Origin of the sequence: Pseudomonas sp. URIL14HWK12:I12, from assembly GCF_003097135.1 — a bacterium.
Lineage (GTDB): Bacteria > Pseudomonadota > Gammaproteobacteria > Pseudomonadales > Pseudomonadaceae > Aquipseudomonas.
Genome location: NZ_QEQL01000001.1, coordinates 1,150,056 through 1,173,533 on the forward strand (window position 1 = coordinate 1,150,056; position 23,478 = coordinate 1,173,533).

Below are 23,478 nucleotides of genomic sequence, written 5' to 3' on the forward strand. Positions count from 1 at the left end.
CCCGGCAAATAACTCACCCATCGGGGCGAAACTCCGGTTTAGCATGGCGCCATTGCCTTGTTGACCGGAGTTTTTTCATGCCTACCCGCCACGTTCTGGACGTCCACACCGGCCACCCCACCTCCGACGGTGCCGGCGTGCGCCTGACCCGAGTGATCGGCGGCCCCGGGCTCGAGCGCTTCGATCCCTTCCTGATGCTCGATGAGTTCGGCTCGGAGAACCCGGACGAATACATTGCCGGTTTCCCTCCTCACCCTCATCGGGGCTTCGAAACCGTGACCTACATGCTCGAAGGCCGCATGCGCCATGAAGACCATATGGGCAACGTTGGCTTGCTGGCCAGCGGCGGCGTGCAGTGGATGACCGCTGCGCGTGGCGTGATCCACAGCGAAATGCCCGAGCAGGAAGAAGGCCTGATGCGTGGTTTTCAGCTGTGGCTGAACTTGCCGGGCAAGGCCAAGCTGGGGGCGGCCGGTTATCGGGATATCCCACCCGCTGAAATTCCGCAGACGCAGCTACCCGGCGGAGTAACCGCTGTGGTCATCGCCGGCACCCTCAAGGCGGCCGGGCAATCGCTAGACGGCGCGGTTCAACGGCCCGATACCGAGCCGCAGTATTACGACCTGCATCTGCCGGCTGGCGGCCAAGTGGCGCCTCACGTCGCTGACGGGCACCGGGTGTTGTTGTATGTGTATGAAGGCGCCCTGCAACTCGAGGGCTTTGCCGAAACAGCGCACCAAGGCCAATTGCTGCGCCTGAGTGAGGCCGGCGAGGTCCAATTGAGCAGTGTGTCGGGGGCCAGGGTGTTATTGATCGCCGGCCGGCCGTTGAACGAACCGATCGTGCAATACGGGCCGTTCGTCATGAACAGCGCTGCCGAGATCGAGCAGGCCGTGCGGGATTACCAGGCCGGGGTGCTGACCGACTAGATCGGCTATTCCCCGCCCTCGGGCTTGCCTGCCTCGTCCCGCTTCAGATCATCCGGCACGGGTACGTGCTTCGGCGGCTCTGGCCGCTTGCCCTGCCCGGCACGGTACTGGCGGATCTGATACACGTAGGCCAGTACCTGCGCCACGGCCAGGTAAAGGCCGGCGGGAATCTGCTGGTCGGCTTCGGTGGAATAGTAGATCGCCCGTGCCAGCTCTGGTGACTCCATCACCTGGATACGATGCTCGTTGGCGATTTCGCGGATCTTCAAGGCGCTCATGTCGGTGCCCTTGGCCAACAGCACCGGCGCACTCCCCTGCTCGGCATCGTACTTGAGCGCCACGGCGAAGTGAGTCGGGTTGGTGATCACCACGTCGGCATTCGGCACGTTCGCCATCATCCGCCGCTGCGCGACTTCGCGCTGCATCTGGCGAATACGGCCCTTCACTTCAGGCTTGCCTTCGGTGGCCTTGTACTCGTCTTTGATCTCCTGCTTGCTCATCATCAGCTTCTTGCGACCCTGATAGATCTGCAAGGGCACATCCACCGCGACGATGATGAGCAGCCCCAGGGTCATGTAGAACGCACTCCAGCCGATCACCTGGATGCTGTGCAGCATGGCCCGCTCCAGCGGTTCATGGGCGATGGCCAGCAGATCGTTGCGGTCCTTTTGCAGCACATGCAGCGCTACTGCCAGGGTCACGCCGAATTTGGCCAGCGATTTGATCAGCTCGACGGCGGAATTGATTGTGAACATCCGCTTCAGGCCCGACAGCGGGTTCATGCGACTGAACTTGGGCGCCATCGACTTGGCTGAAAACAGCCAACCGCCGAGGCTCACTGGGCCAATCAACGCCGCCAGCAACATGATGACCAACACCGGGCCGGTCGCCTTGACCGCGTCTCGCGCGGCGCTCAGCGCATAGATGCCCATCTGGTTGGTGTCCATGATGGCTTCGCGGGGCACACTCAGGCTGTGCTTCATCACGGCCATCATCATGCCGGCGATGCCCCCCCCGAACATCAGGAGCGCGCACACGCCTGCCATCATCACGATGAAGGTGTTCAGGTCCCTGGAGCGCGGGATCTGGCCCTGCTCCCTGGCCTCTCGTTTGTGTTTCTCTGTGGGGTCTTCTGTTTTGTCTTCACCGCTTTCGCCCTCGGACATCACCTCACCTCGCGCGGATCAAGTCGCGCAACCACTGCAAGGCGTCAGTGGCCAACACCTGATACTGGTTGAGCAGATCAGCCATGCTGATCCAGAGAATGACCATGCCGGCCACGATCGTGATCGGCATCCCTACGGAGAAAATGTTGAGCTGGGGCGCAGCGCGCGTCATCACGCCCAGTGCAATGTTGACCACCAGCAGCGAAGTGATCGCCGGCAGCACCAGCAGCACCGCTGCCCCCAGCACCCAACTCAGCCGGTTGGCCAGGTCCCAGAACTGCCCGGTCATCAACCCGTCGCCCACCGGCAAGGTATTGAAGCTTTCCACCAGTACTTCGAACACTACCAAGTGGCCGTTCATGGAGAGAAACAGCAGCGCCACCAGCAGGTTGAAGAACTGGCTAAGGGTCGCCACGTTCACGCCGTTGACCGGGTCGATCATCGAGGCGAACGACATGCCCATCTGAGTGGCGATCATTTGCCCGGCGATCACGAACACCTGGAACAGCATGTGGATCGAAAGCCCCATCAGCGCGCCGATCACGATCTGCTCGGCGCACAGCAACAAGGCATGCAGGTCCAGTGCATTGACCGGCGGCATCGGCGGAAGGGCCGGGGCGATCACCACGGTAATGGCGAAGGAGAAATACAGGCGAATCCGACGCGGGATCATGGTGCTGCCGAACAGCGGCATGGCGGTGAGCAGCGCTGCGACCCGGAACATCGGCAGCACGAAGCTGGCCACCCACGAGCCGATCTGAACGTCGGTGAGCTCCAGCACGTCAGCCGATCAACTGCGGGATGCTGTGGTAAAGCTCAAGGATGTAATCCATGAGCTCCCGAACCATCCACGGCCCCATTACGATCAAGGTCACCAGCATCACGATCATGCGCGGCAAAAAGCTCAGCGTCTGTTCGTTGATCTGCGTCGCGGCCTGGAAGATCGCCACGGTCAGGCCCACCAGCAACGAGGGCAGCACCATGATCGCCACCATCAGGGTGGTCAGCCACAGCGCACTGCGAAAGATGTCGGTTGCCACTTCAGGTGTCATGGGCTTGCCTCCGCTAAACGCCGCCGAAGCTGCTGGCCAGGGTGCCGATGATCAGCGCCCAGCCGTCGACCAGCACGAACAGCATGATCTTGAACGGCAGTGAAATGATCTGCGGCGAGAGCATCATCATCCCCATCGCCTGCAGGACGCTGGCGATCACCAGGTCGATGATCAAAAACGGGATGAAGATCATGAAGCCGATCTGCAGCGCCGTCTTCAGCTCGGAGGTGACGTAAGCCGGCACCACGGTGAGCAAGGGCGTCTGGTCTGCGCTGGGGATGTCTGTGCGTTTGGACAACCGCACGAACAGGTCCAGGTCGCTCTGGCGGGTCTGGGTGAGCATGAATGTCTTGACCGGCACCTCGGCCTTGGCCAACGCCTCGGTAGAGGTCAGCTGATTGGCCAGGTAGGGCTGCAGCGCCTCGGTGTTCACCCGATCGAACACCGGCGCCATGATGAACATGGTCAGGAACAGCGCCATGCCGGTCAGCAGTTGGTTCGAAGGTGTCTGTTGCAGGCCCAGGGCCTGGCGCACGATGGAAAATACGATGATGATGCGCGTGAAGCAGGTCATCAGCAGCACGAACGCCGGAATGAAGCTCAGCGCCGTCATGATCAGCAGAATCTGCAGGCTGACCGAATATTCCTGCTGGCCATTGGCCCCAGTGGTCATGGTGATCGCCGGCAACTGCAGCGGGTCGGCCGCCATCGCCAGCGGCGCGGCCATCGCCAACGCCAACAACAACACAATGCGCAGCGCGCCCATCAGTTCTTGTCCTTTTGATCCTTGCCAAGCAGTTCCATCAGCCGCTGGGCGAACTCGGGCGTGGCCGCTTCGCCTTTTTCAGGCAGCGATACCGGTTGCTTAAGCACGTGCAGGGGCGTGATGCGCCCTGGCGTGAGGCCCAGAAGGATTTGCTCCTGCCCCACCTGGACCAGCAGCAGCCGCTCACGAGGCCCGAGCGCGCGTGAGCCGACCAGCTCGATCACCTGCTGCCGGCCGCCGCGCACGTGCGTGCCCTGGCTGCGCCGCAGCAACCAGGTGAGGCCGAAGATGACCGCCATCACCACCAGCAGGCCCAGCACCGTCTGCGCCAGTTGCCCGCCGACCCCACCGAGCAGGGACGGTGCCGCTGCGGCCGCGGGTGCCACCGCTGGCTCTGCAGCAAAGGCGCCCAGCGGCAGCACCAGTAGCGCCATCAACAGGCGAGCCATCAGCGCAGCTTCTTGATGCGTTCGGTGGGGCTGATCACGTCGGTCAGGCGGATGCCGAACTTCTCGTTCACCACCACCACTTCGCCGTGAGCTACAAGGGTGCCGTTGACCAGCACATCGAGCGGCTCGCCAGCAAGCCGGTCGAGCTCGATCACCGAGCCCTGGTTGAGCTGCAGCAGGTTGCGAATGTTGATCTCGGTGCTGCCCACTTCCATGGAAATCATCACCGGGATGTCCAGGATCACATCCAGATTGGGGCCTTCGAGCCCGGCGATTTCCGCAGCCTTGGGCGGCGTGCCGAACTCCTCCATCGGCAGGCGCGTGCCCTTGGGCTCGTCGGCCGCCAGCAACGCGTCAATGTCGTTCTGCCCGCCTTCGCCGGCTTCGTTCAGTGCAGCCGCCCACTCATCGGCCAGTGCCTGATCGTCGGCGGATACGTTGTCTTTTTCGTCAGCCATCTGAAACCCTCGAAAATCCGGTTGTCGATTGCGTCGGCGCCGTCAGCGGCGCTCGATCGGAGAAGTGATCTGCAGAGCAAGGTTGCCCTTGTGCGAACCCAGCCGAGCCTTGAACGACGGCACACCATTGGCGCGCATCACCAGCTCATCGGGCAGCTCCACGGGAATCACATCGCCCGGTTGCATGTGCAGGATGTCGCGCAGTTTGAGCGTGCGCCGCGCGACCGTGGCCGACAGCGGCACGGACACATCCAGAACATCTTCGCGCAGCGCCTTGACCCAGCGCTCGTCCTGGTCGTCCAGGTCAGACTGAAAGCCCGCGTCGAGCATTTCACGCACCGGCTCGACCATCGAGTAAGGCATGGTCACGTGGAAATCCCCGCCTCCGCCGTCGAGCTCGATGTGGAAAGTCGACACCACGATCGCCTCGCTGGGCCCGACGATGTTGGCCATGGCCGGGTTGACCTCGGAGCTGATGTACTCGAAGTTCACCTCCATGATCGCCTGCCAGGCTTCCTTGAGGTCGATGAATGCCTGGTCGATCACCATGCGCACCACCCGCAACTCGGTTGGGGTGAATTCGCGGCCTTCGATCTTCGCGTGGCGCCCATCCCCGCCGAAAAAGTTATCGACCAGCTTGAACACCAGCTTCGCGTCGAGGATGAACAACGCAGTGCCACGCAATGGCTTGAACTTGACCAGGTTGAGGCTGGTGGGCACGTACAGCGAGTGGATGTACTCACCGAACTTCATCACCTGCACACCGCCCACCGCGACATCGGCTGAGCGGCGAAGCAGGTTGAACATGCTGACTCGGGTGTAGCGGGCGAAACGTTCGTTGATCATCTCCAGGGTGGGCATGCGCCCCCGCACGATACGGTCCTGGCTGGTCAGGTCATAGGATTTGACGCTACCGGGCTCAATAGGGCTCTCGGTCTGCACCAGGCCGTCGTCGACCCCGTGCAGCAACGCATCGATTTCGTCCTGGGAGAGCAGGTCCTGAACGGCCATGGTGCTTTCCTATTGCAATACGAAATTGGTGAACAGCAGCTGATCGACCACCAGCTTGCCGAGTTCTTTCTGGGTAACTTCCTGCACGCTGGCGGTGGCTTTCTGACGCAGCATCTCTTCGCCCACCGGCGTGGCCAACTGGTTGAAATCCTGGCCCGAAAGCAACAGAACGAGATTGTTACGGATCACCGGCATGTGTTCCTTGAGCGCAGCCATGCCAGCAGCATCGTGGCTCATCAAGGTAATACTGACCTGCAGGTAACGCTGGCGACCGTTCTGATTGAGGTTGACCACGAACGCCGGCAACAGTGCCTCATAAATGGCGGCTGGTTTGGCATTGGCGGCAGCTGCGGCGTCTTGCGCCGGTTTTTCGTCTTTGCTTTGGGCCTTGTGCAGGAAGAACCAGGTAGCGCCGACTGAGCCGCCAATGGCGATGAGCAGCACCAAGACGATGAGAATGATGAACTTTAGCTTGCCTTTCTTGGCGGGAGCGGCCGCATCCGCCGCAGGTGCTTCTTTCTTTGCCATGCCAATATTCCGTCGCAGTTCGAGGCCACAGCCCTGGGATGCGAGGGATAGAGCAAAGCTTGTGCCAGTTCCGAGGAGGCTTCAGGCCGGGCCGCGGCCTGAAGCTCTGTACCAGCGATGAGGCTTCAGTTGACCGCCAGCCGGTCACGATTGCGATCCAGCAAGGCTTTGCCAATACCCCTGACCTCCAGCAGCTCGTCGACCGACGTAAAGGCGCCATTGGCCTGGCGATGGGCGATGATTGCCTCGGCCTTGGCCTGGCCAATGCCCACGAGGCCTTGGCGAAGCATGTCGGCATCGGCGGTATTGAGGTTAAGTGCCTGCACCTGGGTGGCCGGCGCCATGGCGGGCTGGCTATTGGCCCAGGCCAGGGGGGCAGTGGCGCTCAGGGCCAGGGCAAGAACGGGGGCGATCAGAAATTTGCGCATGAGGTGACATCCTGTTCAGGTTGGCTCAACGGCCCATCCGTTGGCCGTGCCTGAACCCTAGCGCACACGGGAAACCTTGCCAGCTCAGGTTGTAAACAGGGATTACGGCTGTAGGCAAAACCGCGCGCGGCCGCCTTGTTTGGCGCGATACAGCTGCGCGTCGGCAGCCTCGATCAATTGTTGGGGGCCGCTTCCAGTGGTCGGCACTTGGGCAGCCACCCCCTGAGACACAGTGATGTGGCTGGCCAGCGGTGATGCTTCATGGGGCAAGGCCAGCCCCTCGATCAGCTGCTGCAACTGCTCGGCAACATGCTGCGCGCCGCTTGCCGAAGTGTGGGGCAGCAGGCAGGCGAACTCCTCGCCGCCGTAGCGGGCGGCCAGGTCATAAGGGCGTTGCATGCCCTGCCCTAGCGTCAGGGCAACGGTACGCAGGCAGGCGTCACCGGCGGGGTGCCCGTAATGGTCGTTGTAGCGCTTGAAGTGGTCGACATCCACCAGAATCAGCGCCAGGGGCGTCTGGTCGCGCTGGCACTGGCGCCAGTGGAGCATCAGTTGTTCATCGAAATGCCTCCGGTTGGCAAGCCCGGTAAGGCTGTCGGTCAGGGCTGCGCGGCGCAGCAGGTCGCCCTGCAATTTGAGCTTGAGGTGGGTTTCGACCCGCGCGCGTACGATGACCGGGTTGACCGGCTTGCTGATGAAGTCCACTGCGCCCAGCTGGAAGCCCCGAACCTCGTCAGCCTCGCTGCGGTGTGAGGTCAGGAAGATGATCGGGATGTCCTCGGTCAAGGCGCACGCCTTCAGGCGCTGGCACACCTCGTGGCCACCCATGTGATCCATCATCACATCCAGCAGGATCAAATCGGGCCGTGCCTGCTCTGCCTGGCGCAGAGCCTGTTCGCCATCGGTGGCCATGAACACTTCGCACCCGGCTCGGAACAGCTGGTTGAGCGCCAGTATGTTCGCCGGCTGATCATCGACCAGCAGCAACCGTGGCGGCCGGCCGATGTGCAGCGCCCAATGCTCCATGAAAGCGATCATAGGGGTAGCTCCTGCAGGGTCTTGACGGTCGCCAGCGCCGCGTTGAAATCCAGGGCATTGACCTGGCCGACCAAGCGCGGCCACCAGGGGCTGGCCACCGGTGGGGCAGCGTAGCCGAGGCGCTGGACCATCTCCAGGGCCTGAAGGTTGCCACTGCGCAGGCTGGCCTCCAGCATCGCCAAGCCATCAGCCCAATTAGGCATGGCCGGAGCCGGAGGCGGGGCCGCCGGGGGCGCTCCGAGGCGCTCGCGCAGCGCGGCTTCACTGGCCTGGAGCAACTCGGCCAGCGCCTGGATCCCCGTGCCCGCCATCAATTCGACCAGTGCGTCCGGATCGTCTCGGCTCATGCCTTGCTCCAATGCCCCAGCCCGCTCGGAAAGTGCACGTGCCCCCATGGTTGCGGCGCTGCCCTTAATGGCATGAAACAATGCGCGGGCCGCCTGCGGGTCGGGTTCGGCCATCAGCTCACGTAGCCGCTGGATGAGCTGGCCACAATCACTGACGAACACTGCCAGCACCTCGCGCAGCAAGGCCTGGTCATCGTCGAAACGCGCAAGAATCACTCCCCATGGGTCGAGCAGGCTATCGGCGGGGGCCTGCTCGCTGGCCTTGGCGCCGGCGGGCAGCTCGTCGCGCCCGGTCCAGTGGCGTATCACATCAACCAGCCGGCCCAGGTCGATAGGCTTGCCCAGGTGATCGTTCATTCCCGCCTGCAAGCAGGCCGCGCGGTCTTCGGCCCCGGCGTTGGCAGTCATCGCGATGATCGGCAGGCGCAGGAAGCGGTGATCGCTGCGGATCACGCGGGTTGCCTCCAAGCCGTCCACCTCGGGCATCTGCACGTCCATCAGTACCACGTCGAAAGGCTCGGCGCTGGTGCGCACGGCATCAATGCCCTCCTTGCCGTTTTCGGCCAGGTGCACCCGTGCCCCTTCGGCATGCAGCAGGCCGCTGGCAACCTGGCGGTTGAGCGCGTTGTCCTCGACCACCAACACATAAAGCCCGGCCAACCGACGCTGGCGCTCTACCGGGGCCGGCACAACCGTCACCGGCGCGCCGCCCATGGCGTCGTAAACGGTGTCGCGCAGCTGCAGCGGGGTTACCGGTTTGGTCATCATCGCGGTGAAGGTATCGCGCAGCGCTTCAGCGGCCGTGCTGTGCAACTCATCGGAGTAGGCAGTCACCATGATCATCCGCGGGGCGTTATCGCCCAGGCGGTGGCGGATCTGCCGGGCTGCGCCCAGCCCGTCAAGGTCTGGCATGCGCCAGTCCATCAGCAACAGGTCGAAGGCTTCGGCCTCTGCATGGGCCTGGCAAGCGCGCGTAACCGCTCGTTGGCCACTGTCGACGGCTTCGGCGTACCACCCCTGAGCCTTGACCATGCGTACCAGCACGTCGGCACTGGTGGCATTGTCGTCGGCCACCAACAGCCGCAACCCGGGGCGGGTCATCTCCGGGGCATGCTCCCCCAGGGTGGCGCGGTCGGCCTCAAGTACCACGTCGAACCAGAATCGGCTGCCCTGGCCCGGCACGCTTTCCAGGCACAGCGTGCCGCCCATCAGCGCAACCAGGCGGTTGCTGATCACCAGGCCCAGGCCGGTCCCGCCGAAACGCCGGGTGGTCGAGGCTTCGGCCTGGCTGAAACCCTCGAATATCCGCTCGCGCTGCTCGGCGGTAATGCCGATGCCGGTGTCCTGCACCGCCACCCGCACACCCACCCCACGGCCCAGCCGGTGCAGCAGGCTCAAGCGCACCACCACCTCGCCTTCTGCAGTGAACTTGAGCGCGTTGCCGGCCAGGTTCACCAGAATCTGCTTGAGCCGCAGTGCATCGCCCACCAGCCGGGAGGGGATGCGTGGGTCGATGTCGAACACCGCCTCGACATCCTTGTTGCCCTGGTTCCCGGCCATGATCACCGCCAGTTCCTGCAGCAGCGCCTCAAGCTCGAAGGGATGGGGGTCGAGCACCAGCTTGCCGGCTTCGATCTTGGAATAATCGAGCACGTCGTTGAGCAGGTCGAGCAGCGAGGTAGCGGCCTGGCGCGCCTTGGACAGGTAGTCCAACTGCTGGCTGTCGAGGTTGGTGCGCTGCACCAGTTGCAGCATGCCCAGCACGGCGTTCATGGGCGTGCGAATTTCGTGGCTCATGTTGGCCAGGAACGCCGATTTGGCTGCGCTGCCCTCGTCGGCCTGAGCCTTGGCCTGGCGCAGCCGCGTTTCGAGTTCACGCGAGGCTGTCACGTCGAGATTGATCCCGGTAACGCGCAGCGCCTGGCCGTTGAGACCCCGCTCGACCCGGCCGCCGGCCTGGACATAGCGCAATTGGCCGTCAGGCAGCATCACACGGAACACAGGGTCGAACGGGGTATCGTGCTCGACCAACGCCTGCAGCCCCGCCTCGACCCCAGGCCGGTCAGCCGGGTGCAGGCGCCACAACCACTGCTGGAAGATTTTCTCGCCACTTTCGAGGTTGTTGGGCAGCCCGTAGAGCTCAAACATCCGCGGGTTCCACTGGATCTCACCGCTGCTCGGGTCCCATGACCAGATCCCCAGCTGGGCGGCCTCCGCAGCAAGCAGCAGGTGGTCGCGCGCGGCCATCAACTCACTGCGTTGGCGCCGCTGCTGGGTGATGTCGCTGACCACGCACACGAATACCCGCTCACCTGTGCCCGCCTTGACACCCACCGACACCCTGGCGGGGAAAATCGACCCGTCCTGGCGCTGGCCGCTGATTTCAAGGCGCCGCTGCTGGCCGCCCGGCTGGCGCCTGCGGCTGCCACGGCTGATCAGCCGGTCGACCAGGCGCCAGTAGCCCCGCGGAATGAGCTTCTTGACGTTCTGGCCAACCAAGGTGTCGGGGGTGTAGCCAAATACCCGCGTGCCGGCCGGGTTGAAGCTCAGCACCGTGCCATGGGCATCGACGGTCAGTACCGGGTCGATCATCGCTTCGAGGATGGCGCGGTTGGTCGCCATGCTGTCGCTGACTTGCGCACGCAACCGAGCATTGAGCTCCAGAATGCGCGCAGCCTGGGCCTTCTGCAGAGAGATATCGCGGACCGTGACCGAAGCGGCCGCTACCTTGCCACGGGTGTCGAATACAGGGGACGGGCTCAGTGATACATCGATAGGCTCACCCTGCGCATTGAGCCGCTGGGTGTCGAAATGCCCTACTGTTTCCCCTGCCGCGATGCGCTCGAGCATCTGCCGTTCTTCATCCTGCCGATCGACCGGCACAATCAGCTCCGCCACGGTGCGCCCTATGGCCTGCTCGGCGGGGAAACCGAACAGCAATTCGGCGCCCCGGTTCCAACTGGTGATCCTGCCTTCCAGAGAAGTACCAATAATCGCATCGCTGGCACTTTCCACGATCGCACCCAGCTCCATGCGCGCGTCGGCGATTTGCCGCCGCTGGCGTACCCCGATGGCCACCGCCCCGGCCAGGCATGCCAGCAACAGGCTGGCGCAAGCTCCGGCAAGCAACACCCACCCTGGTGATGGCAGGCGCAACGCGTCGACGAACGCCCGGCCGACGCTGAAGTCCAGTTGCCAGCGCCGGCCAAGCAACTCAAGGGGCAAGTGCTGCGGATACAGTTCGCTGTCGGCTAGGGGTGGGCTGCTGTAGAAGGGCTTGGGCTGGTCGGGCTGGGTGATGTCGATGAGGTCGACCTGCTGGGTAGCGGTGTCGAGCTTCAACTCCGCCAATACATCGCGCATCAGCAGCGGGGCAAAGGTCAGGCCGATGGCCTGAGCCTCGCGCTCGGCAACCCGGGCAGGCGTAACGATGGTGCGGTACACCGGCATCAGGATCAGAAACGACTGCGCCGTCTGGCCAGTGGCCTGTACCAATGTGATCGGCCCGGTCAGGCGTGGCTCGCCACTGCGGATGGCGTCCAGGGCCGCCGTTCGGCGGGTGACCTCCGAAGCGATGTCCAGGCCGATGGCCGCCTCATTGCCCTGCTCCGGCTCCAGATACTGCACCACCAAGCGGTCGCCGGATTGCGGCGTCAACTGGCGCACATCGAAAGTGGGCGCACCGTCGGCACGGGCCTGGGCGATAAACGCTTGCTGCTGCGCCGGGCTGACTCGACGCACGAAGCCATAGCCGCGTGCCCCCGGGAATTCGGTGGCCAGATCACGCGTCATGGCGTAGCGATGAAACATTGCGCGGTTGAGGTGTTCATCGCCCATGACGGTCACGGCGCCACGAGCGCCGCGCAAGCCGTACTGGTAGAGCTGGATACGCCGGTATACTGCGTCCACGGTATGCCGGGCAGCCTCTGCTGAAGCGGCATGGGCGCGATCATCGTTGCTGCGCACTACCCACAGGCTGCAGGCAACAGCGACCGAAAGGCCCAAGGCGAAGGTCACGGCGGCCGTGGGTAAAAACGCCGAGGCTGTCCTGATCATCGCGGTCCTTAGTTACCAATACGGCTAAGGGTATGACAACGCGATGCCCCAGGACAGTTCACCTGCTCAGGATTTCGTTTGCCATACCTCGATCCACAGCGCCCCTTTGCCCGAGGCCGCCTCGCTGACACGTTGCAGCGACCCTTTCGGCCCTATCGCGTAGCTGCCGACGGTCGCACTCTTTTCGCCGGTGACCAACAACCAACGGCCATTAGGCGCAAAAGCGATGTTGCGAGGCTGTTTTTCCTCTACCGGGTAATTGCCCACGAACGTCGGCTCACCGGTGCTGCCACCAAGGGTAAACGCCGAGACGCTGCTTGAGGTGCGCTCGGTCATGTATAGCAGCTTTCCGTCAGGAGACAGGCGCAAGTCGGCCGCCCAGATACGCGGCGTTGGGTCGCCTTCAAGGTTGTTGTTGCTGGCATCGCGTGCCTCACCGTGCACCAGCCCGAGGCTGGCCGGGATGCCATTGGCGCTGCCAATGGCCTTGAGCGCGCCCGTCTGGGGGTCGATGGCGTACCCGGTGACGGTGCCGCTCATTTCCCCGACCACATAGACGAAGCGGCCATCAGTGGAGAACGCAATGTGGCGCGGGCCGGTTTTGTCAGGCAGGGTCACAAAGCCCGTGCCGACAGGCATCAATGAACCGGTGGCAGCATCGAAGCGGTATTGCAAAAGGTGATCGTTGCCCAGGTTGCCTGCGTAGGCGAAATGATTGGAAGGGTCTGTGCGCACCGAATGGGCATGGGGGCCGGTCTTGAAGGTCTGCCAAGTGCTGGCGGGCCGGTAGCCTTCGCCGATGGCCTGGGTGGTGAGCAGGTCGGCGCCGTAGGAGGCTCCCAGCAGCCAGCGCCCGCTGCGATCGGTAGCCAGATACGCCAGGCTCTCGGCCAGTGGCGCCTGCCCGTTTTCTTCCAGGTGGCCACTGCCCGGGGCGATGCGGTAGCTCTTGACCGTGTAGGGCTTGGCTCGCAGGGCAGCGTAGAGGGCCTTGCCGTCTGGGCTCAAGGCCATCGGGTTGACTTGATCACCCGCGTGGGTCTGTTCGACGAGGCTCAGAGCACCGGTGTCATCGTCCAGATGATATTGCGAGATCAATCCGTCCAGAGGGCTGGAGATATAGGCATAGGTCATGGCATGGGCCTGAAGGCTGAAGGAAGCAACGGCAGCGGCAAGCAACAGCGGGGTACGCATGGCGAGATCCTTTGTTCTTGTTGTGGTCAGTCATCCTATAAGCTTTAAGCGTTAGGCGGCAAGGCAGCGGCCCACCGCTGAATAAGGGCGCGGGCGGGTAAGGCCTGCGCCAAGGGGGCGCCTTGGCCTGCCCATTGGGCGGCATAGGCTGTGCTCGGAGATGCCAGGGCGTTGAGCTGTTTGGAGAGGTCATACGCCAGGGGGAATGGGGCGGGCTGTGGGTAAGGGTCGGCTTGCTGTTCCAGGTAAAGTGCATTGGGCAAGCCGCGGGCCGGGCGCCCAGACACGCAAGTGGTGATGCGCGTGTGGTAGGCCTGTGGGCTGCCAAGCGCTGCGCGGTGGGCAGCGCTGGTGGAGGCTTCGGGGCATAACAGGAAGGCGGTGCCCATCTGCACGGCACTGGCACCCGCAGCGAGGGCTGCCTGAATGCCGGCGGCGTCCATGATGCCGCCGGCGGCGATCACGGGCGCCCGAACCTCCCCGGCCAATTGGCGCAGCAGGGTCTGCAGGCCCAATTGATCATCCTGGGCAGGGTCGAACACACCCCGGTGCCCGCCGGCCTCGATGCCCTGGGCCACCACCGCGTCGATACCGCCCTGCTCTACCGCCCGGGCCTCGGCCAGCGTGGTGGCGCAGCCCAGGGTGACGATACCGCGCGCCTTGAGCGCCTTGATCCAGCCGGTTGGTGGAACGCCAAAATGAAAGCTCACCACCGCCGGCTGCTCGGCCAGCAGCATCTCCAGCATCGGTTCGTTGGTCAGAAAGCTCTGGTACAGCGGGTTGAGCCGAGCCGGCACGGGCGCCCCCAAGCGTTCAAAATGCGGGGCCCAATGGGCGATCCATGCCGCATCTCGGGCTGCGTCAATGCCATTGGGCGCATGGCAGAACAGGTTGACATTGAACGGCAGCGCCGTCAGCGCGCGGGTCTGCGCGATCAGCCCCCGGGCCTGCTCGACGCTGCTGCCTCCAAGACCCAACGAGCCCAATGCCCCGGCTTCGCTGACCGCCGCGGCAAGTGCAGGGGTGGATACCCCGACCATCGGTGCCTGAATGATTGGGTAGCGAACGCCCAGCAGGCGAGTTACGGTCTCAACGCTCATCAACAGGTGCTCCGGTGGGTTCAGAAAAGCTGCGCAAGGGCTCGGCGAGCAGCGCCGCTAGCCACAATGCCGAGGCCGCCAGCACCAATGACAGCGCGAAAGAGTGGCTGCGGGCATAGAGCCAGCCGGCCAAGAGCGGCCCGGCGATTTGGCCTACACCGTAGGCGGCCGTCATGACCGCCATCATGTTGAGCCTGGAGCTGCCAGCAACCAGGCGCGCAGCAGGCAAAGCGATGGTCACGGTACCCATGAACGTGGCGCCCACCATCAAGGCGCTGGCCAGGTAAACCAGCGGTGCCTGGCCCAGGGCCGGCAGCAGCACCCCCACCCCTTGTACGGTAAGGTTCAGGGCCAGGGCACGGCGTGTGCCCAGCCGTTCATGCAGCCGGTGCCACAGCAGGCAGGATGGCGCAGCACCCAGGCCGAAGACAGTCCAGGCATGCACCGGATTGGCGGTACCCAGCGCGCCCTCGATCAACAGCGGCAGGTAGGTGGCGGTGACGATATAGCCCAGGCCCGCCAGGCCATACAGGCCGATCAGTCGCCAGGCCACCAACGGCACCGGCGCGCCTGGCCTGGCCGGGGCGGCAACGGGTTCGACAGGCGAGGCGTGCAGCCAGGGCAGGCTCGCCAGGCTGAGCACCATTGCCGCCCCGGCCAGCAGCCACCACAGGCCGAACGGGCCCAGCCTCGCCCATTCCCCCAGTGCCAGCAACTCCGCCGACAGGGCAACTCCGAAGCCGACACCGGCATACAGCACCGGCGCCCCCTGCGCGTGGCCGCGATGCTGCAGCAGCCACAGGGAAGCGGCGATCATCCCCAGCGCGCTGAAAGCACCGGCGACGCCCCGCACGGCGATCACCAACCAGGGCGTGCCTGCCACTGCCAGCGCTGCCAGGCCCAATACCGTCGCTGCCAACCCCGCCAGCACCCAGCCGTGGGCGCGGGCAGCGCTCAATCGGGCGGCGACCAGCGCGCCCAACAGGTAGCCGAGGTAATTCGCAGATGCAGCGAGGCTACCGTCGCTCACCGAAATCACCCCTTCGCGCACCATGACCGGGTACAACCCGGTAAACGCAAAGCGGCCAAACCCCATGGCCACCGCCATCACCAGCGCGGCGGCGATGGCAGAGCGCAAGTCGCGGCTCACGCTGAAAACGCCTCACGCAGCGCCGCCAAGCCAGCCGTGGCATAGCCGGCTCGCCAGGCCAGCCAGGTGTGCACCGTACCGAGCGTGGCCTGCACCCGCACTGGCAGATCAGGCTGCAATGCCAGGAGGCTGCGCGGCACGATGCAGGCGCTGTGGCCGGCGGCCACGCACGCAAGCATGTTGTGGTAAGACCCCACCTCTTGCACCCGCACGCTACCTTCCCGCTCCAGCCAGCGCTGGCCCAGGCCGCGATAGGTACACCCCTTGGCGAAGCCAGCCAGACGCAGGCCTTGGGTGCTTGGGGCGGTGTGCCCTTGCGGCACCAGCACAAGCATCTCCTCGGCGATCAGCGCTTCACCCCGCAGGCCTCGCTCAGCCAGTTGCGCCAAAGGCGCCTGCTCTTGCTCTTCGACAAGCGCGACCAGCGCGCAGTCCAGCTCGCCGTCGGCCAGTTGCCGCAGCAGGCCCTGCGAGGTACCAGTGGTGAGGTTCAGCTCCAGCTCGGGCCAGGTGCCGTGCAGCCGTGCCAACACGTTGGGCAAGCGCGCGGCCGCTGTGCTCTCCATACTGCCCAGGCGCAACGTACCTGCCGGCACTTGCGGGTGCAGTGCTTGCCGAGCCTCATCGGCCAAGGCGCGCAGGCGCCGGCTGTAACCCAGGAAAGTTGTGCCTTGCTCAGTCAGTGACAAGCGCTTGCCCTCGCGCAGAAACAAGGCAACGCCCAGTTGCTGCTCCAGGGCCTGCAAACGTGTAGTGACATTCGATTGAGCGCGCCCCAGTGCGTGGGCAGCACGGGTGACATTGAGCTCGGCGGCGACGGCTTCGAAAATGTCCAGCGAGGTCAGGTCCATTTAAATCTCTAATAAAGATCATTTGAAATAAGATAATCTTTATTTGAGATTAATCAAGCCTACCCTGCGTTCACTGTCCAAGCGACTAACCGGGCCACGATCGGCCGCACAATCAGCACGCAGCAAAATGCCGCAGGCATTGCAATGCGATAAGCACTCAACACATTTTCCAAATAGTCATGGGTCAGCCCAAATTCGGCCCAGGTGATGACCAGGCACATCAAGAAGGCCATGATGCAGGCCATGTACAAGGCGAAAACGTAAGGTGCAGCGCGGGAATGCAGTTTCAATCTCGGCATTTCAAATGTCCTGGTAATGTCGGCAAGGCAATACGCTAATGGCAGTGCCCGCCTACCGGTAGGCGGCCACTACTTGTTTAACACTTAAATAAAACTAACGAATGCAGGGGTGAACATGGACATGCTGAACGTGATCAACACGTTCATCCGCGTCGTTGAGGCAGGCAGCATTGCCGCCGCGGCACGTGCGCTGGGCGTGAGCCCGGCAGCAGTGAGCCAGAATGTGGCCAAACTGGAAGCGCACCTGGGTGTGCGCCTGCTCTCGCGCACCACCCGGCACATCGCATTGACCGAGAGCGGCGCGCGCTACTACGATCAGGCACAGCACATTCCCCAGGCAGTCACGCTCGCCGCCCAGGCAGCCAACGCGCACAGCCAGCCCCAGGGCCGCCTGTGCGTGGCCAGCACCGCAGCGTTCGGCCGCCACGTGCTGGCGCCGCTGATGCCAGCATTCGCCCAACGCTACCCAGGCATCGCAGTCGAACTGATCGGTACTGACCGGCGCGTTGACCATCGCGTAGAGGGCGTTGACCTGAGCCTGCGCATCGGCGCGCAGCTGAGCGACCCGCTGATCGCCCTCCCCCTGGTGAGCCGGCCGTTCGTCTTCTGCGCAGCCCCGGCCTACCTGGCGCGCGCCGGCACCCCCCGCACCTTCAACGACCTTCAGGAACATGCCTGCCTGGCGTTCCGCTACCCTACCGACGGCCGCTTCCTGCCGTGGGGTTTTGTGCACGAGGGCAAGCGCGTCGAGGCCAAGATCAACCCGGCTTTCATCTGCGACGACGTGGACATGATCGCGCAGATCGCTGCCAACGGCGGTGGGATCGCCCGGCTCGCCAGTTTCGTGGCCGAACCCTACCTACGCCGCGGCGAGCTGCTGACCGTGTTCGACGGCACCCAGCAACCTGAGCCTATGCAGATCTACGCATGCGTGAGCGACCGAAGTGCCCTCAATGCGCGCGTGCGGGCGTTTATAGACTTTCTTCAGGAGCAGCTAGAGGCAGGCCAGCCGGCGTAATACCTCTATCTCGCTTGCCGGCCCCTATTCACGACTCAAGCGTAATTGCCGGGTATGGAAGTCGTACTCGTACAGCTCGGCGTACCGGCCCCACTCGATCGCCACCTTCAGCACGCGCTCGGCCTCGTCACTGTCCATCACCTCTTCCAACCGGGCCAGTACGTTCGCTTCGGGTACAGCGCCGTCGGGCGCAACGTGCAGGGCGTCGAGGACGTAATTGATCACTGGCACCCGGCCACGGCATTGGCGAGCGAAGAGGTCCTGCCGGCGGGCCTGGCGGGCCTTGACGTAATGCTGCCCCTGGCGGTCGAGGCGCAGCTCACCGTCCACCAGGTGCGCAAGGCCAAGAATACCCAAGGCCTCACAGATCGGCAGGAAGGCTTCATCGGCCAGCTCGGTTTCCTCTGCCAGTTGCGCCAGGCGGGCCTTACCATTGAAAGGCGCAGCCGCCAGCAGGTCCAGCACCCCCTCCATGCGCTCGACGTCTGCATCGGGCAGGCGGTAGGCCGGTGCCGGCGCTGCCAAAGGCGTAGCCCCCGAGGGTTGGGTCATCATCCCATACACCTGCGCCACCAATGCTCTGACGGCTTCGGAGTCGGCGTTGCGCGGGCGCGGCAGGTCGATGCGCAATTGGGCCCGCACCCGGCCCGGGTCGCTGGACAGGATCACGATGCGATCAGCCATCATCACCGTCTCCTCGATGTTGTGCGACACCACCAGAATGCTGCGGGTGTCGATGCGCTGCTCGTCCCACAGCTCCAGCATGTCGTCGCGCAGGGTCTGGCCGGTGAGCACGTCCAACGCGGAGAAGGCCTCGTCCATCAGCAGCACTTCGGGGTTGGTCACCAGTGCCCGGGCAATGCCAACCCGCTGGCGCATGCCGCCGGAGAGCTCGCGCGGCAGCGCCCCGCCGAAGCCGGAGAGGCCGATCAGCTCAAGGGCCTCGCCGGCCTTGCGCGCGCGCTCGGCCGCCGGCACCCCCTGCGCCTCCAAGCCCAGCTCGACGTTCTGCTGCACCGTGAGCCATGGAAACAAGGCGAACGACTGGAACACCATGGCTACCCCCGCCACCGGCCCATGCACCGGCCGGCCGCGGTAACTCACCTTTCCATTATCGGCGGCCACCAGGCCTGCAATGATGCGCAGCAACGTCGACTTGCCCGAGCCGGAACGCCCGAGCAACGCCACGATCTCGCGATCATGCAAGCGCAGCTCCACTTGCTCGAGCACCGTGCGCAGGGTTCCGTCGCTGGCCTTGAAGCCTTTGTCGACAGCGTTCAGTTCGATCAGCGTTTCTACAGCCATGGCAGCGCCCCTTAACGGCGGGATTCGGCGCGCAGGTACAGCCGGCGCCAGAAAAAGCGATTGAGCAGCATCACATAGATACACATCACCCCGATGCCCAGCGCAATGCGGTGAAAGTCACCGGCATCGGTCATTTGCTTGATGTAGCTGCCAAGGCCGGTGGCCTGGAGGGTGGTGTCGCCCCAAGTGACGTATTCAGCCACGATGCTGGCATTCCACGAGCCACCGCTTGCAGTAATGGCGCCGGTCACGAAGCTGGGAAACACCGCGGGCAGGTAGACCCGCTTCCATTTGAGCCAGCCGCGCAGCCCAAGGTTGTCTGCCGCCAATCGCAGCTCGAAGGGGATGGTGGCGGCGCCCGCCACCACGTTGAACAGGATGTACCACTGGGTGCCGAACACCATCAACGGGCTCAGCCACAGGTTCGGCGAAAGGTCGAAATGCACCAGGCCCACCACCACCAGCGGGAACAGCAGGTTCACCGGGAACGCTGCCAGAAACTGCGCCAGCGCCTGCACTTTCTGCGAGTAGCGCGGGCGCAGGCCGATCCAGATCGACAGCGGCACCCACACCAGTGACGCCAGCGCGATCAGCACCATCACCCGCGCCAGAGTGACCAGCCCGAGGCCCATCACATGCACCGCCTCGGCCCAGCCGACGGTTTGGTGAATGAACAGCCCCAGCTCGACGAAGATCGCCAGGCACAGCATCAATAGCAGCCCATCCCAGGCCCGCGGCCACCACTGCGGCAGCTGCCACTGCCGGCGCGGCACGTGCAGGCCGTCGTGGCGCGCGGGGAAGGCGCCCATGGCGCGCTGGGCCCCGGCCGAGAGCCAGGCGCTCGCGGCGCTCAGCCAGCGGCTGCGACGGCCCCACTCCAGCAGCCAGGAGCGCTGGGCGGTTTCACCCTGGGCATCTTCGAAACGAAAACGGTCGGCCCAGGCCAGCAGCGGGCGGAAGAACAGCTGGTCGTAGATCAGGATGCCCGCCAGCATCGCAGCGATGGCCCAGCCAATGGCGCCCAGGGCGCGTTGGTCGATGGCCACGGCAATGTAGGAGCCGATACCGGGCAGCTTGATGTCCTGCCCGGCGACACTGATGGCTTCGGCAGCGACCAAAAAAAACCACCCGCCGGACATCGACATCATCATGTTCCACAGCAGCCCCGGCATCGCGAAGGGCAGCTCGAGGCGCCAGAAACGCTGCCAGCCGGACAGCCGGAACACCCGCGCAGCCTCCGACAGCTCCGCCGGCACGGTGCGAAACGACTGGTAAAGGCTCAGCGCCATGTTCCACGCCTGGGAGGTGAAGATGGCGAATACCGCCGCGCACTCAACACCCAGCAGGTTGCCCGGGAACAGGGCAATGAACGGTGCGATGGCGATGGCCTGAAAGCCCAGGATCGGCACCGACTGCAGCACGTCCAACAGGGGAATCAGGGCCTTTTCTGCCGCCCGATACTTAGCGGCCAACGCCGCAAAGGCGAAGGCGAACAGCAGCGACACGCCCAGTGCGGTGAACATCCGCAGCATGGTGCGCAGCAGGTAGTAAGGCAATTGCCAGGGGTCGAGGGAGATGGGCAACGGCTCGCCGACCACGAAGGGCCGGCTCATCTGCGCCGCGCCGTAGGCGGCGAGCACCAGCAGGCCGAGCACCAGCGGCAGCAGGAACCAGTCCCAGCGGTTAGGGGCGGTGCCTCGGGGGCGTTGTGAAAAACTGAAAAACGGTGCCATTGGGCGCTACCTCGGCCCGGCGAACCGGAACGGCGAGCGCCGCCCAGGCATCAACCCGGCATGCGGTGCGGCCGACCGGCCCGTGCAGGGCGCTGTCGTTCGTGGCTGTCGTTCCGGCAACCCGCCTCAACGGAGGCGAGTTGCCGGCTACCGGGAATACTGTCCATGGCGCTCGTCGTAAGAATAGGTGTGCCTCACAAGGAGGCGAGCGCTTTATACGCCCGGCCTTCAGGTGGGTCAATCCGTGCAACTTGGCAAAAAACTCAGAGGATGAAAATCGCCTTCATCAGAGCCTGAAGTGCTGCGTCAAAGCCTGCTCCAGTTGCGCCACAGGCGCCCCGCGCTGGCTGGCCAGCAACACGATCTCGTGGTCGGGCACAGCCGGCAGGCCGTTCAGAATACGCATCCTCGCGCTGGCCCTGGCACGGTCCAGCAGCGTGACTGCCAAGCCCGCTTCCACGCAGGTTTTGACCACCTGGCTGGAGGCGCTTTCGAGCACCACGCGCCAGGGCCGGCCGCTGTTTTCCAAGGCTTCGAACATAGCCTGGCGGTAAGGGCAGTGGCGGCCGTAAAGCGCCAATGGCAGCGGGTCGGCATCGGCGCCAGGGCCGTTCAGCGCACCGACCCACACCGGTGTGGTGCTGGCCAGCAGGCCTTGGTGCCTGCCCGCATCGCCCTTGGCCTGGGCCACCACGGCGAGGTCCAGCGCACCCCGCGCCAGGCGCTCACGCAGCGCCAGGCTCGGCGCGGTCTGAACCTCCAGCACCAGGTTCGGGCGCTGGGCTGTGAAGGCGGGAAGGATGTCGCGGATCACATGCTCGGCATATTCGTCCGGGATACCCAGGCGCAGGTGCCCGGCCAGGTCTTCGCCGTGAAGGTCGGCAAGCACCCGGTCGTGGTTGCGCAACAGGTCGGTGGTCGCTGCCAGCAGGCGCGAGCCCAATGGCGTGAGGGCAACGCTCTGGTTGCTGCGCTCGAGCAGCCGCCCCCCGGCCACCGCCTCCAGGCGCTGAACCTGCACGCTGATTGCCGCCGGGCTTTTATGCAACTGTTCCGCTGCCGATTTGAAGCGGCCACTGCGGGCAATGGTGTGGAAGGTGCGTAACAGGTCGATATCAAGAATGGCGCCCATGATTCAATGATCCAGAATCAGTTGTGTTGGTAATTTTGATTTTTAAGATCGCCAGGGGTTCGTAGCCTGAGGCTCTATTTTCGATGAGCCGCTGCCCATGAACCTGCGCAATCTTCCGCTGCCCCTGCTCGAAGCAGGCTTGATCGTTGCCTGGAGCTCGGGCTTCATCGGCGCGCGCTTCTCGATCGACCAGGCGCCGGCGATGCTGGTGGTGTTCTGGCGCTGCCTGCTGGTGGCGTTGGTGCTGCTGCCGTGGGCCTGGCGGCCACTACGGCAGGCTTCGCCGCAGGCGTGGCTGCACACCGCCGGCAGCGGGCTGCTGGCCATGGGCGGCTATCTCGCCGGTGTGGTGCAGGGCATTGCGCTGGGCGTGCCGGCCGGCCTGGCAGCACTGGTAGCCGACCTGCTGCCCCTGGGCGTTGCGCTGCTATCGGCCACTGCGCTGGCCCAACGGCTCGGCTGGCGGGCTTGGGGCGGCCTGCTAGTGGGCCTGGCCGGTGTGCTGATCGTCACTGCCAACGCCCTGAGCCTTGGCAATGCACCCGGTTACGCCTATGCCCTGCCGCTGCTCGGCATGTTGTCGCTGGCGGTGGCCACGCTCTGGCAAAAGCACTCGGCTGCGGCCTCTGCGATGCCTTTGGTGGCCACCCTCTGGTTGCACTGCGCCGGGTCGTGCGTGGTGTTCGCGGTTTTGGCCAGCCTGGAAGGCAGCCTTGCGCCGATACGCTCGGCGGGCTTCGCCGCCAGCGTGCTGTGGACTGCCCTGCCGGCCAGCCTGGGCGGCTACGGGCTTTACTGGCTATGCCTGCGCCGCAGCTCGCCCACCCGGGTAGCCAGCGTGCTGTACCTGAGCCCGGCGGTGACGCTGCTGTGGGCATGGGCGATGTTCGGCGAACCGCTGTCCTGGCTGATAGCACTGGGCGCAGGCCTCTGCCTGCTGGGGGTGCTGGTGGTGGTCAGGGCTGAGCAACCGCGCGGCGCACCGCGGCCTCGTCGATCAACGACTGCACCTGCACGATCTTGCCCTGCTCGAAGCGATAGAACACCTGCTCGCTGAACGTGATGCGCTCGCCATGGGTTTCGAGGCCCAGAAACGACCCTCGAGGCGAGCAATCGAACACCAACCGGCAAGCTATCCAGGGCGGTTCGGCCAGCAGCAGGTCGCTGACGAACCGCAGGTCGGGGATGGTCTGGTAGTCACGCTCGAGCATGGCGCGGTAACCCGCCAGCCCAATGCATTCACCGTTGTACACCACCGCCTGCGCGACGAAATCTCCCAACCGCTCCCAGGCCTGGGCGTTGAGGCAATCGAGGTACTGCTGGTAACGCACCTTCAGCGCACTGTTTGGCATCACACGCTCCGATATCGAAACGGCACAGTGTAGCCAAGCCTGCGCCGTACACCTTCCCACCGGCCCGAAATCGCAAGACTTCACCCCAAAAACCCGGATAATGGCGGCCCTTCACA

Annotated in this window: 23 protein-coding genes; 3 read left to right on the forward strand and 20 right to left on the reverse strand. The window is 64.4% G+C overall.

Annotated features, from left to right (window positions below; genetic code table 11):
* The first annotated feature begins 77 nt into the window (after positions 1-77).
* Positions 78-929, forward strand: a complete 852-nt coding sequence (locus tag F474_RS05380; protein WP_097083576.1) for a pirin family protein — start codon at positions 78-80, stop codon at positions 927-929.
* Between the two features lie 5 nt (positions 930-934).
* On the opposite strand, the gene flhB is transcribed toward F474_RS05380, so the two are convergent.
* From flhB to F474_RS05460, 16 genes are all read right to left on the reverse strand, one after another.
* The gene (gene flhB, locus F474_RS05385; RefSeq protein WP_097083575.1) at positions 935-2,095 is read right to left on the reverse strand and encodes a flagellar biosynthesis protein FlhB; all 1,161 of its coding nucleotides are present in this window, start codon (positions 2,093-2,095) and stop codon (positions 935-937) included.
* Positions 2,096-2,099: 4 nt separating this feature from the next.
* On the reverse strand, positions 2,100-2,876 hold the full coding sequence (fliR, locus tag F474_RS05390; protein ID WP_097083574.1) for a flagellar biosynthetic protein FliR: 777 nt from the start codon (positions 2,874-2,876) through the stop codon (positions 2,100-2,102).
* A gap of 1 nt (position 2,877) precedes the next feature.
* The gene (gene fliQ, locus F474_RS05395; protein ID WP_097083573.1) at positions 2,878-3,147 is read right to left on the reverse strand and encodes a flagellar biosynthesis protein FliQ; all 270 of its coding nucleotides are present in this window, start codon (positions 3,145-3,147) and stop codon (positions 2,878-2,880) included.
* 13 nt (positions 3,148-3,160) lie between these two features.
* A complete protein-coding gene (gene fliP / locus F474_RS05400) occupies positions 3,161-3,913 on the reverse strand; it encodes a flagellar type III secretion system pore protein FliP (RefSeq protein WP_097083572.1) in 753 nt (250 codons plus the stop codon).
* The gene (fliO, locus tag F474_RS05405) at positions 3,913-4,362 is read right to left on the reverse strand and encodes a flagellar biosynthetic protein FliO (protein ID WP_097083571.1); all 450 of its coding nucleotides are present in this window, start codon (positions 4,360-4,362) and stop codon (positions 3,913-3,915) included. Before fliO ends, fliP begins: the two co-directional genes overlap by 1 nt.
* Complete coding sequence (fliN, locus tag F474_RS05410; RefSeq protein WP_097083570.1) at positions 4,362-4,820, reverse strand: flagellar motor switch protein FliN; 459 nt, start codon at positions 4,818-4,820, stop codon at positions 4,362-4,364. The genes fliO and fliN overlap by 1 nt, the downstream gene beginning before the upstream one ends.
* Before the next feature lie 42 nt (positions 4,821-4,862).
* The gene (fliM, locus tag F474_RS05415; protein WP_097083569.1) at positions 4,863-5,831 is read right to left on the reverse strand and encodes a flagellar motor switch protein FliM; all 969 of its coding nucleotides are present in this window, start codon (positions 5,829-5,831) and stop codon (positions 4,863-4,865) included.
* Between the two features lie 9 nt (positions 5,832-5,840).
* Positions 5,841-6,359 carry a flagellar basal body-associated protein FliL gene (gene fliL, locus F474_RS05420; protein WP_097083568.1) on the reverse strand — a complete coding sequence of 173 codons (519 nt, stop codon included), beginning with the start codon at positions 6,357-6,359 and terminating at the stop codon, positions 5,841-5,843.
* Positions 6,360-6,484: 125 nt separating this feature from the next.
* Entirely contained in the window at positions 6,485-6,787 is a 303-nt protein-coding gene (locus F474_RS05425; RefSeq protein WP_097083567.1) for a ComEA family DNA-binding protein, read from the reverse strand.
* Between the two features lie 102 nt (positions 6,788-6,889).
* Positions 6,890-7,825 carry a diguanylate cyclase domain-containing protein gene (locus F474_RS05430; RefSeq protein WP_097083566.1) on the reverse strand — a complete coding sequence of 312 codons (936 nt, stop codon included), beginning with the start codon at positions 7,823-7,825 and terminating at the stop codon, positions 6,890-6,892.
* Positions 7,822-12,228, reverse strand: coding sequence for a CHASE domain-containing protein (locus F474_RS05435; protein ID WP_097083565.1), 4,407 nt, complete (start codon positions 12,226-12,228; stop codon positions 7,822-7,824). Before F474_RS05435 ends, F474_RS05430 begins: the two co-directional genes overlap by 4 nt.
* Positions 12,229-12,294: 66 nt before the next feature.
* A complete protein-coding gene (locus F474_RS05440; RefSeq protein ID WP_097083564.1) occupies positions 12,295-13,422 on the reverse strand; it encodes a lactonase family protein in 1,128 nt (375 codons plus the stop codon).
* A gap of 44 nt (positions 13,423-13,466) precedes the next feature.
* On the reverse strand, positions 13,467-14,522 hold the full coding sequence (locus F474_RS05445; protein ID WP_097083563.1) for a nitronate monooxygenase family protein: 1,056 nt from the start codon (positions 14,520-14,522) through the stop codon (positions 13,467-13,469).
* The gene (locus tag F474_RS05450; RefSeq protein WP_256577655.1) at positions 14,512-15,672 is read right to left on the reverse strand and encodes a YbfB/YjiJ family MFS transporter; all 1,161 of its coding nucleotides are present in this window, start codon (positions 15,670-15,672) and stop codon (positions 14,512-14,514) included. Before F474_RS05450 ends, F474_RS05445 begins: the two co-directional genes overlap by 11 nt.
* Positions 15,669-16,523 carry a LysR substrate-binding domain-containing protein gene (locus F474_RS05455; protein ID WP_097083562.1) on the reverse strand — a complete coding sequence of 285 codons (855 nt, stop codon included), beginning with the start codon at positions 16,521-16,523 and terminating at the stop codon, positions 15,669-15,671. The genes F474_RS05450 and F474_RS05455 overlap by 4 nt, the downstream gene beginning before the upstream one ends.
* A gap of 59 nt (positions 16,524-16,582) precedes the next feature.
* A complete protein-coding gene (locus tag F474_RS05460) occupies positions 16,583-16,822 on the reverse strand; it encodes a DUF2798 domain-containing protein (RefSeq protein ID WP_097083561.1) in 240 nt (79 codons plus the stop codon).
* 115 nt (positions 16,823-16,937) lie between these two features.
* Here F474_RS05460 and F474_RS05465 point away from each other — a divergent pair, with 115 nt between their 5' ends.
* On the forward strand, positions 16,938-17,840 hold the full coding sequence (locus tag F474_RS05465; RefSeq protein ID WP_097083560.1) for a LysR family transcriptional regulator: 903 nt from the start codon (positions 16,938-16,940) through the stop codon (positions 17,838-17,840).
* Between the two features lie 24 nt (positions 17,841-17,864).
* On the opposite strand, the gene F474_RS05470 is transcribed toward F474_RS05465, so the two are convergent.
* The 3 genes from F474_RS05470 to F474_RS05480 all read right to left on the reverse strand — a co-directional run bounded on the left by F474_RS05470 (position 17,865) and on the right by F474_RS05480 (position 22,010).
* Positions 17,865-19,145, reverse strand: a complete 1,281-nt coding sequence (locus F474_RS05470; RefSeq protein ID WP_097083559.1) for a nitrate/sulfonate/bicarbonate ABC transporter ATP-binding protein — start codon at positions 19,143-19,145, stop codon at positions 17,865-17,867.
* Positions 19,146-19,156: 11 nt separating this feature from the next.
* Positions 19,157-20,878, reverse strand: a complete 1,722-nt coding sequence (locus F474_RS05475) for an ABC transporter permease subunit (RefSeq protein WP_097083558.1) — start codon at positions 20,876-20,878, stop codon at positions 19,157-19,159.
* 286 nt (positions 20,879-21,164) lie between these two features.
* Positions 21,165-22,010 (reverse strand): LysR substrate-binding domain-containing protein, encoded by an 846-nt coding sequence (locus tag F474_RS05480; RefSeq protein ID WP_097083557.1) that lies wholly within the window; start codon positions 22,008-22,010, stop codon positions 21,165-21,167.
* A 97-nt stretch (positions 22,011-22,107) separates the two neighbouring features.
* Between F474_RS05480 and F474_RS05485 the strand changes: the two genes are divergently transcribed.
* Entirely contained in the window at positions 22,108-23,067 is a 960-nt protein-coding gene (locus F474_RS05485; protein ID WP_097083556.1) for a DMT family transporter, read from the forward strand.
* On the opposite strand, the gene F474_RS05490 is transcribed toward F474_RS05485, so the two are convergent.
* Positions 22,967-23,362, reverse strand: a complete 396-nt coding sequence (locus F474_RS05490) for an ester cyclase (protein WP_097083555.1) — start codon at positions 23,360-23,362, stop codon at positions 22,967-22,969. The two genes, F474_RS05485 and F474_RS05490, sit on opposite strands and share 101 nt — an antisense overlap.
* Positions 23,363-23,478: the final 116 nt, after the last annotated feature.

What these genes read in the sequence shown, in the direction of transcription:
- F474_RS05490 (WP_097083555.1), bottom strand. Translation starts at nt 23,362, where the DNA reads ATGCCAAACAGTGCGCTGAAGGTGCGTTACCAGCAGTACCTCGATTGC.
- F474_RS05425 (WP_097083567.1), bottom strand. Translation starts at nt 6,787, where the DNA reads ATGCGCAAATTTCTGATCGCCCCCGTTCTTGCCCTGGCCCTGAGCGCC.
- F474_RS05485 (WP_097083556.1), top strand. Translation starts at nt 22,108, where the DNA reads ATGAACCTGCGCAATCTTCCGCTGCCCCTGCTCGAAGCAGGCTTGATC.
- F474_RS05460 (WP_097083561.1), bottom strand. Translation starts at nt 16,822, where the DNA reads ATGCCGAGATTGAAACTGCATTCCCGCGCTGCACCTTACGTTTTCGCC.
- fliN (WP_097083570.1), bottom strand. Translation starts at nt 4,820, where the DNA reads ATGGCTGACGAAAAAGACAACGTATCCGCCGACGATCAGGCACTGGCC.
- F474_RS05440 (WP_097083564.1), bottom strand. Translation starts at nt 13,422, where the DNA reads ATGCGTACCCCGCTGTTGCTTGCCGCTGCCGTTGCTTCCTTCAGCCTT.
- F474_RS05480 (WP_097083557.1), bottom strand. Translation starts at nt 22,010, where the DNA reads ATGGGCGCCATTCTTGATATCGACCTGTTACGCACCTTCCACACCATT.
- flhB (WP_097083575.1), bottom strand. Translation starts at nt 2,095, where the DNA reads ATGTCCGAGGGCGAAAGCGGTGAAGACAAAACAGAAGACCCCACAGAG.
- fliP (WP_097083572.1), bottom strand. Translation starts at nt 3,913, where the DNA reads ATGGGCGCGCTGCGCATTGTGTTGTTGTTGGCGTTGGCGATGGCCGCG.
- F474_RS05435 (WP_097083565.1), bottom strand. Translation starts at nt 12,228, where the DNA reads ATGATCAGGACAGCCTCGGCGTTTTTACCCACGGCCGCCGTGACCTTC.
- fliQ (WP_097083573.1), bottom strand. Translation starts at nt 3,147, where the DNA reads ATGACACCTGAAGTGGCAACCGACATCTTTCGCAGTGCGCTGTGGCTG.
- F474_RS05455 (WP_097083562.1), bottom strand. Translation starts at nt 16,523, where the DNA reads ATGGACCTGACCTCGCTGGACATTTTCGAAGCCGTCGCCGCCGAGCTC.
- fliM (WP_097083569.1), bottom strand. Translation starts at nt 5,831, where the DNA reads ATGGCCGTTCAGGACCTGCTCTCCCAGGACGAAATCGATGCGTTGCTG.
- F474_RS05470 (WP_097083559.1), bottom strand. Translation starts at nt 19,145, where the DNA reads ATGGCTGTAGAAACGCTGATCGAACTGAACGCTGTCGACAAAGGCTTC.
- F474_RS05475 (WP_097083558.1), bottom strand. Translation starts at nt 20,878, where the DNA reads ATGGCACCGTTTTTCAGTTTTTCACAACGCCCCCGAGGCACCGCCCCT.
- F474_RS05465 (WP_097083560.1), top strand. Translation starts at nt 16,938, where the DNA reads ATGGACATGCTGAACGTGATCAACACGTTCATCCGCGTCGTTGAGGCA.
- F474_RS05430 (WP_097083566.1), bottom strand. Translation starts at nt 7,825, where the DNA reads ATGATCGCTTTCATGGAGCATTGGGCGCTGCACATCGGCCGGCCGCCA.
- F474_RS05445 (WP_097083563.1), bottom strand. Translation starts at nt 14,522, where the DNA reads ATGAGCGTTGAGACCGTAACTCGCCTGCTGGGCGTTCGCTACCCAATC.
- F474_RS05380 (WP_097083576.1), top strand. Translation starts at nt 78, where the DNA reads ATGCCTACCCGCCACGTTCTGGACGTCCACACCGGCCACCCCACCTCC.
- fliO (WP_097083571.1), bottom strand. Translation starts at nt 4,362, where the DNA reads ATGGCTCGCCTGTTGATGGCGCTACTGGTGCTGCCGCTGGGCGCCTTT.
- fliL (WP_097083568.1), bottom strand. Translation starts at nt 6,359, where the DNA reads ATGGCAAAGAAAGAAGCACCTGCGGCGGATGCGGCCGCTCCCGCCAAG.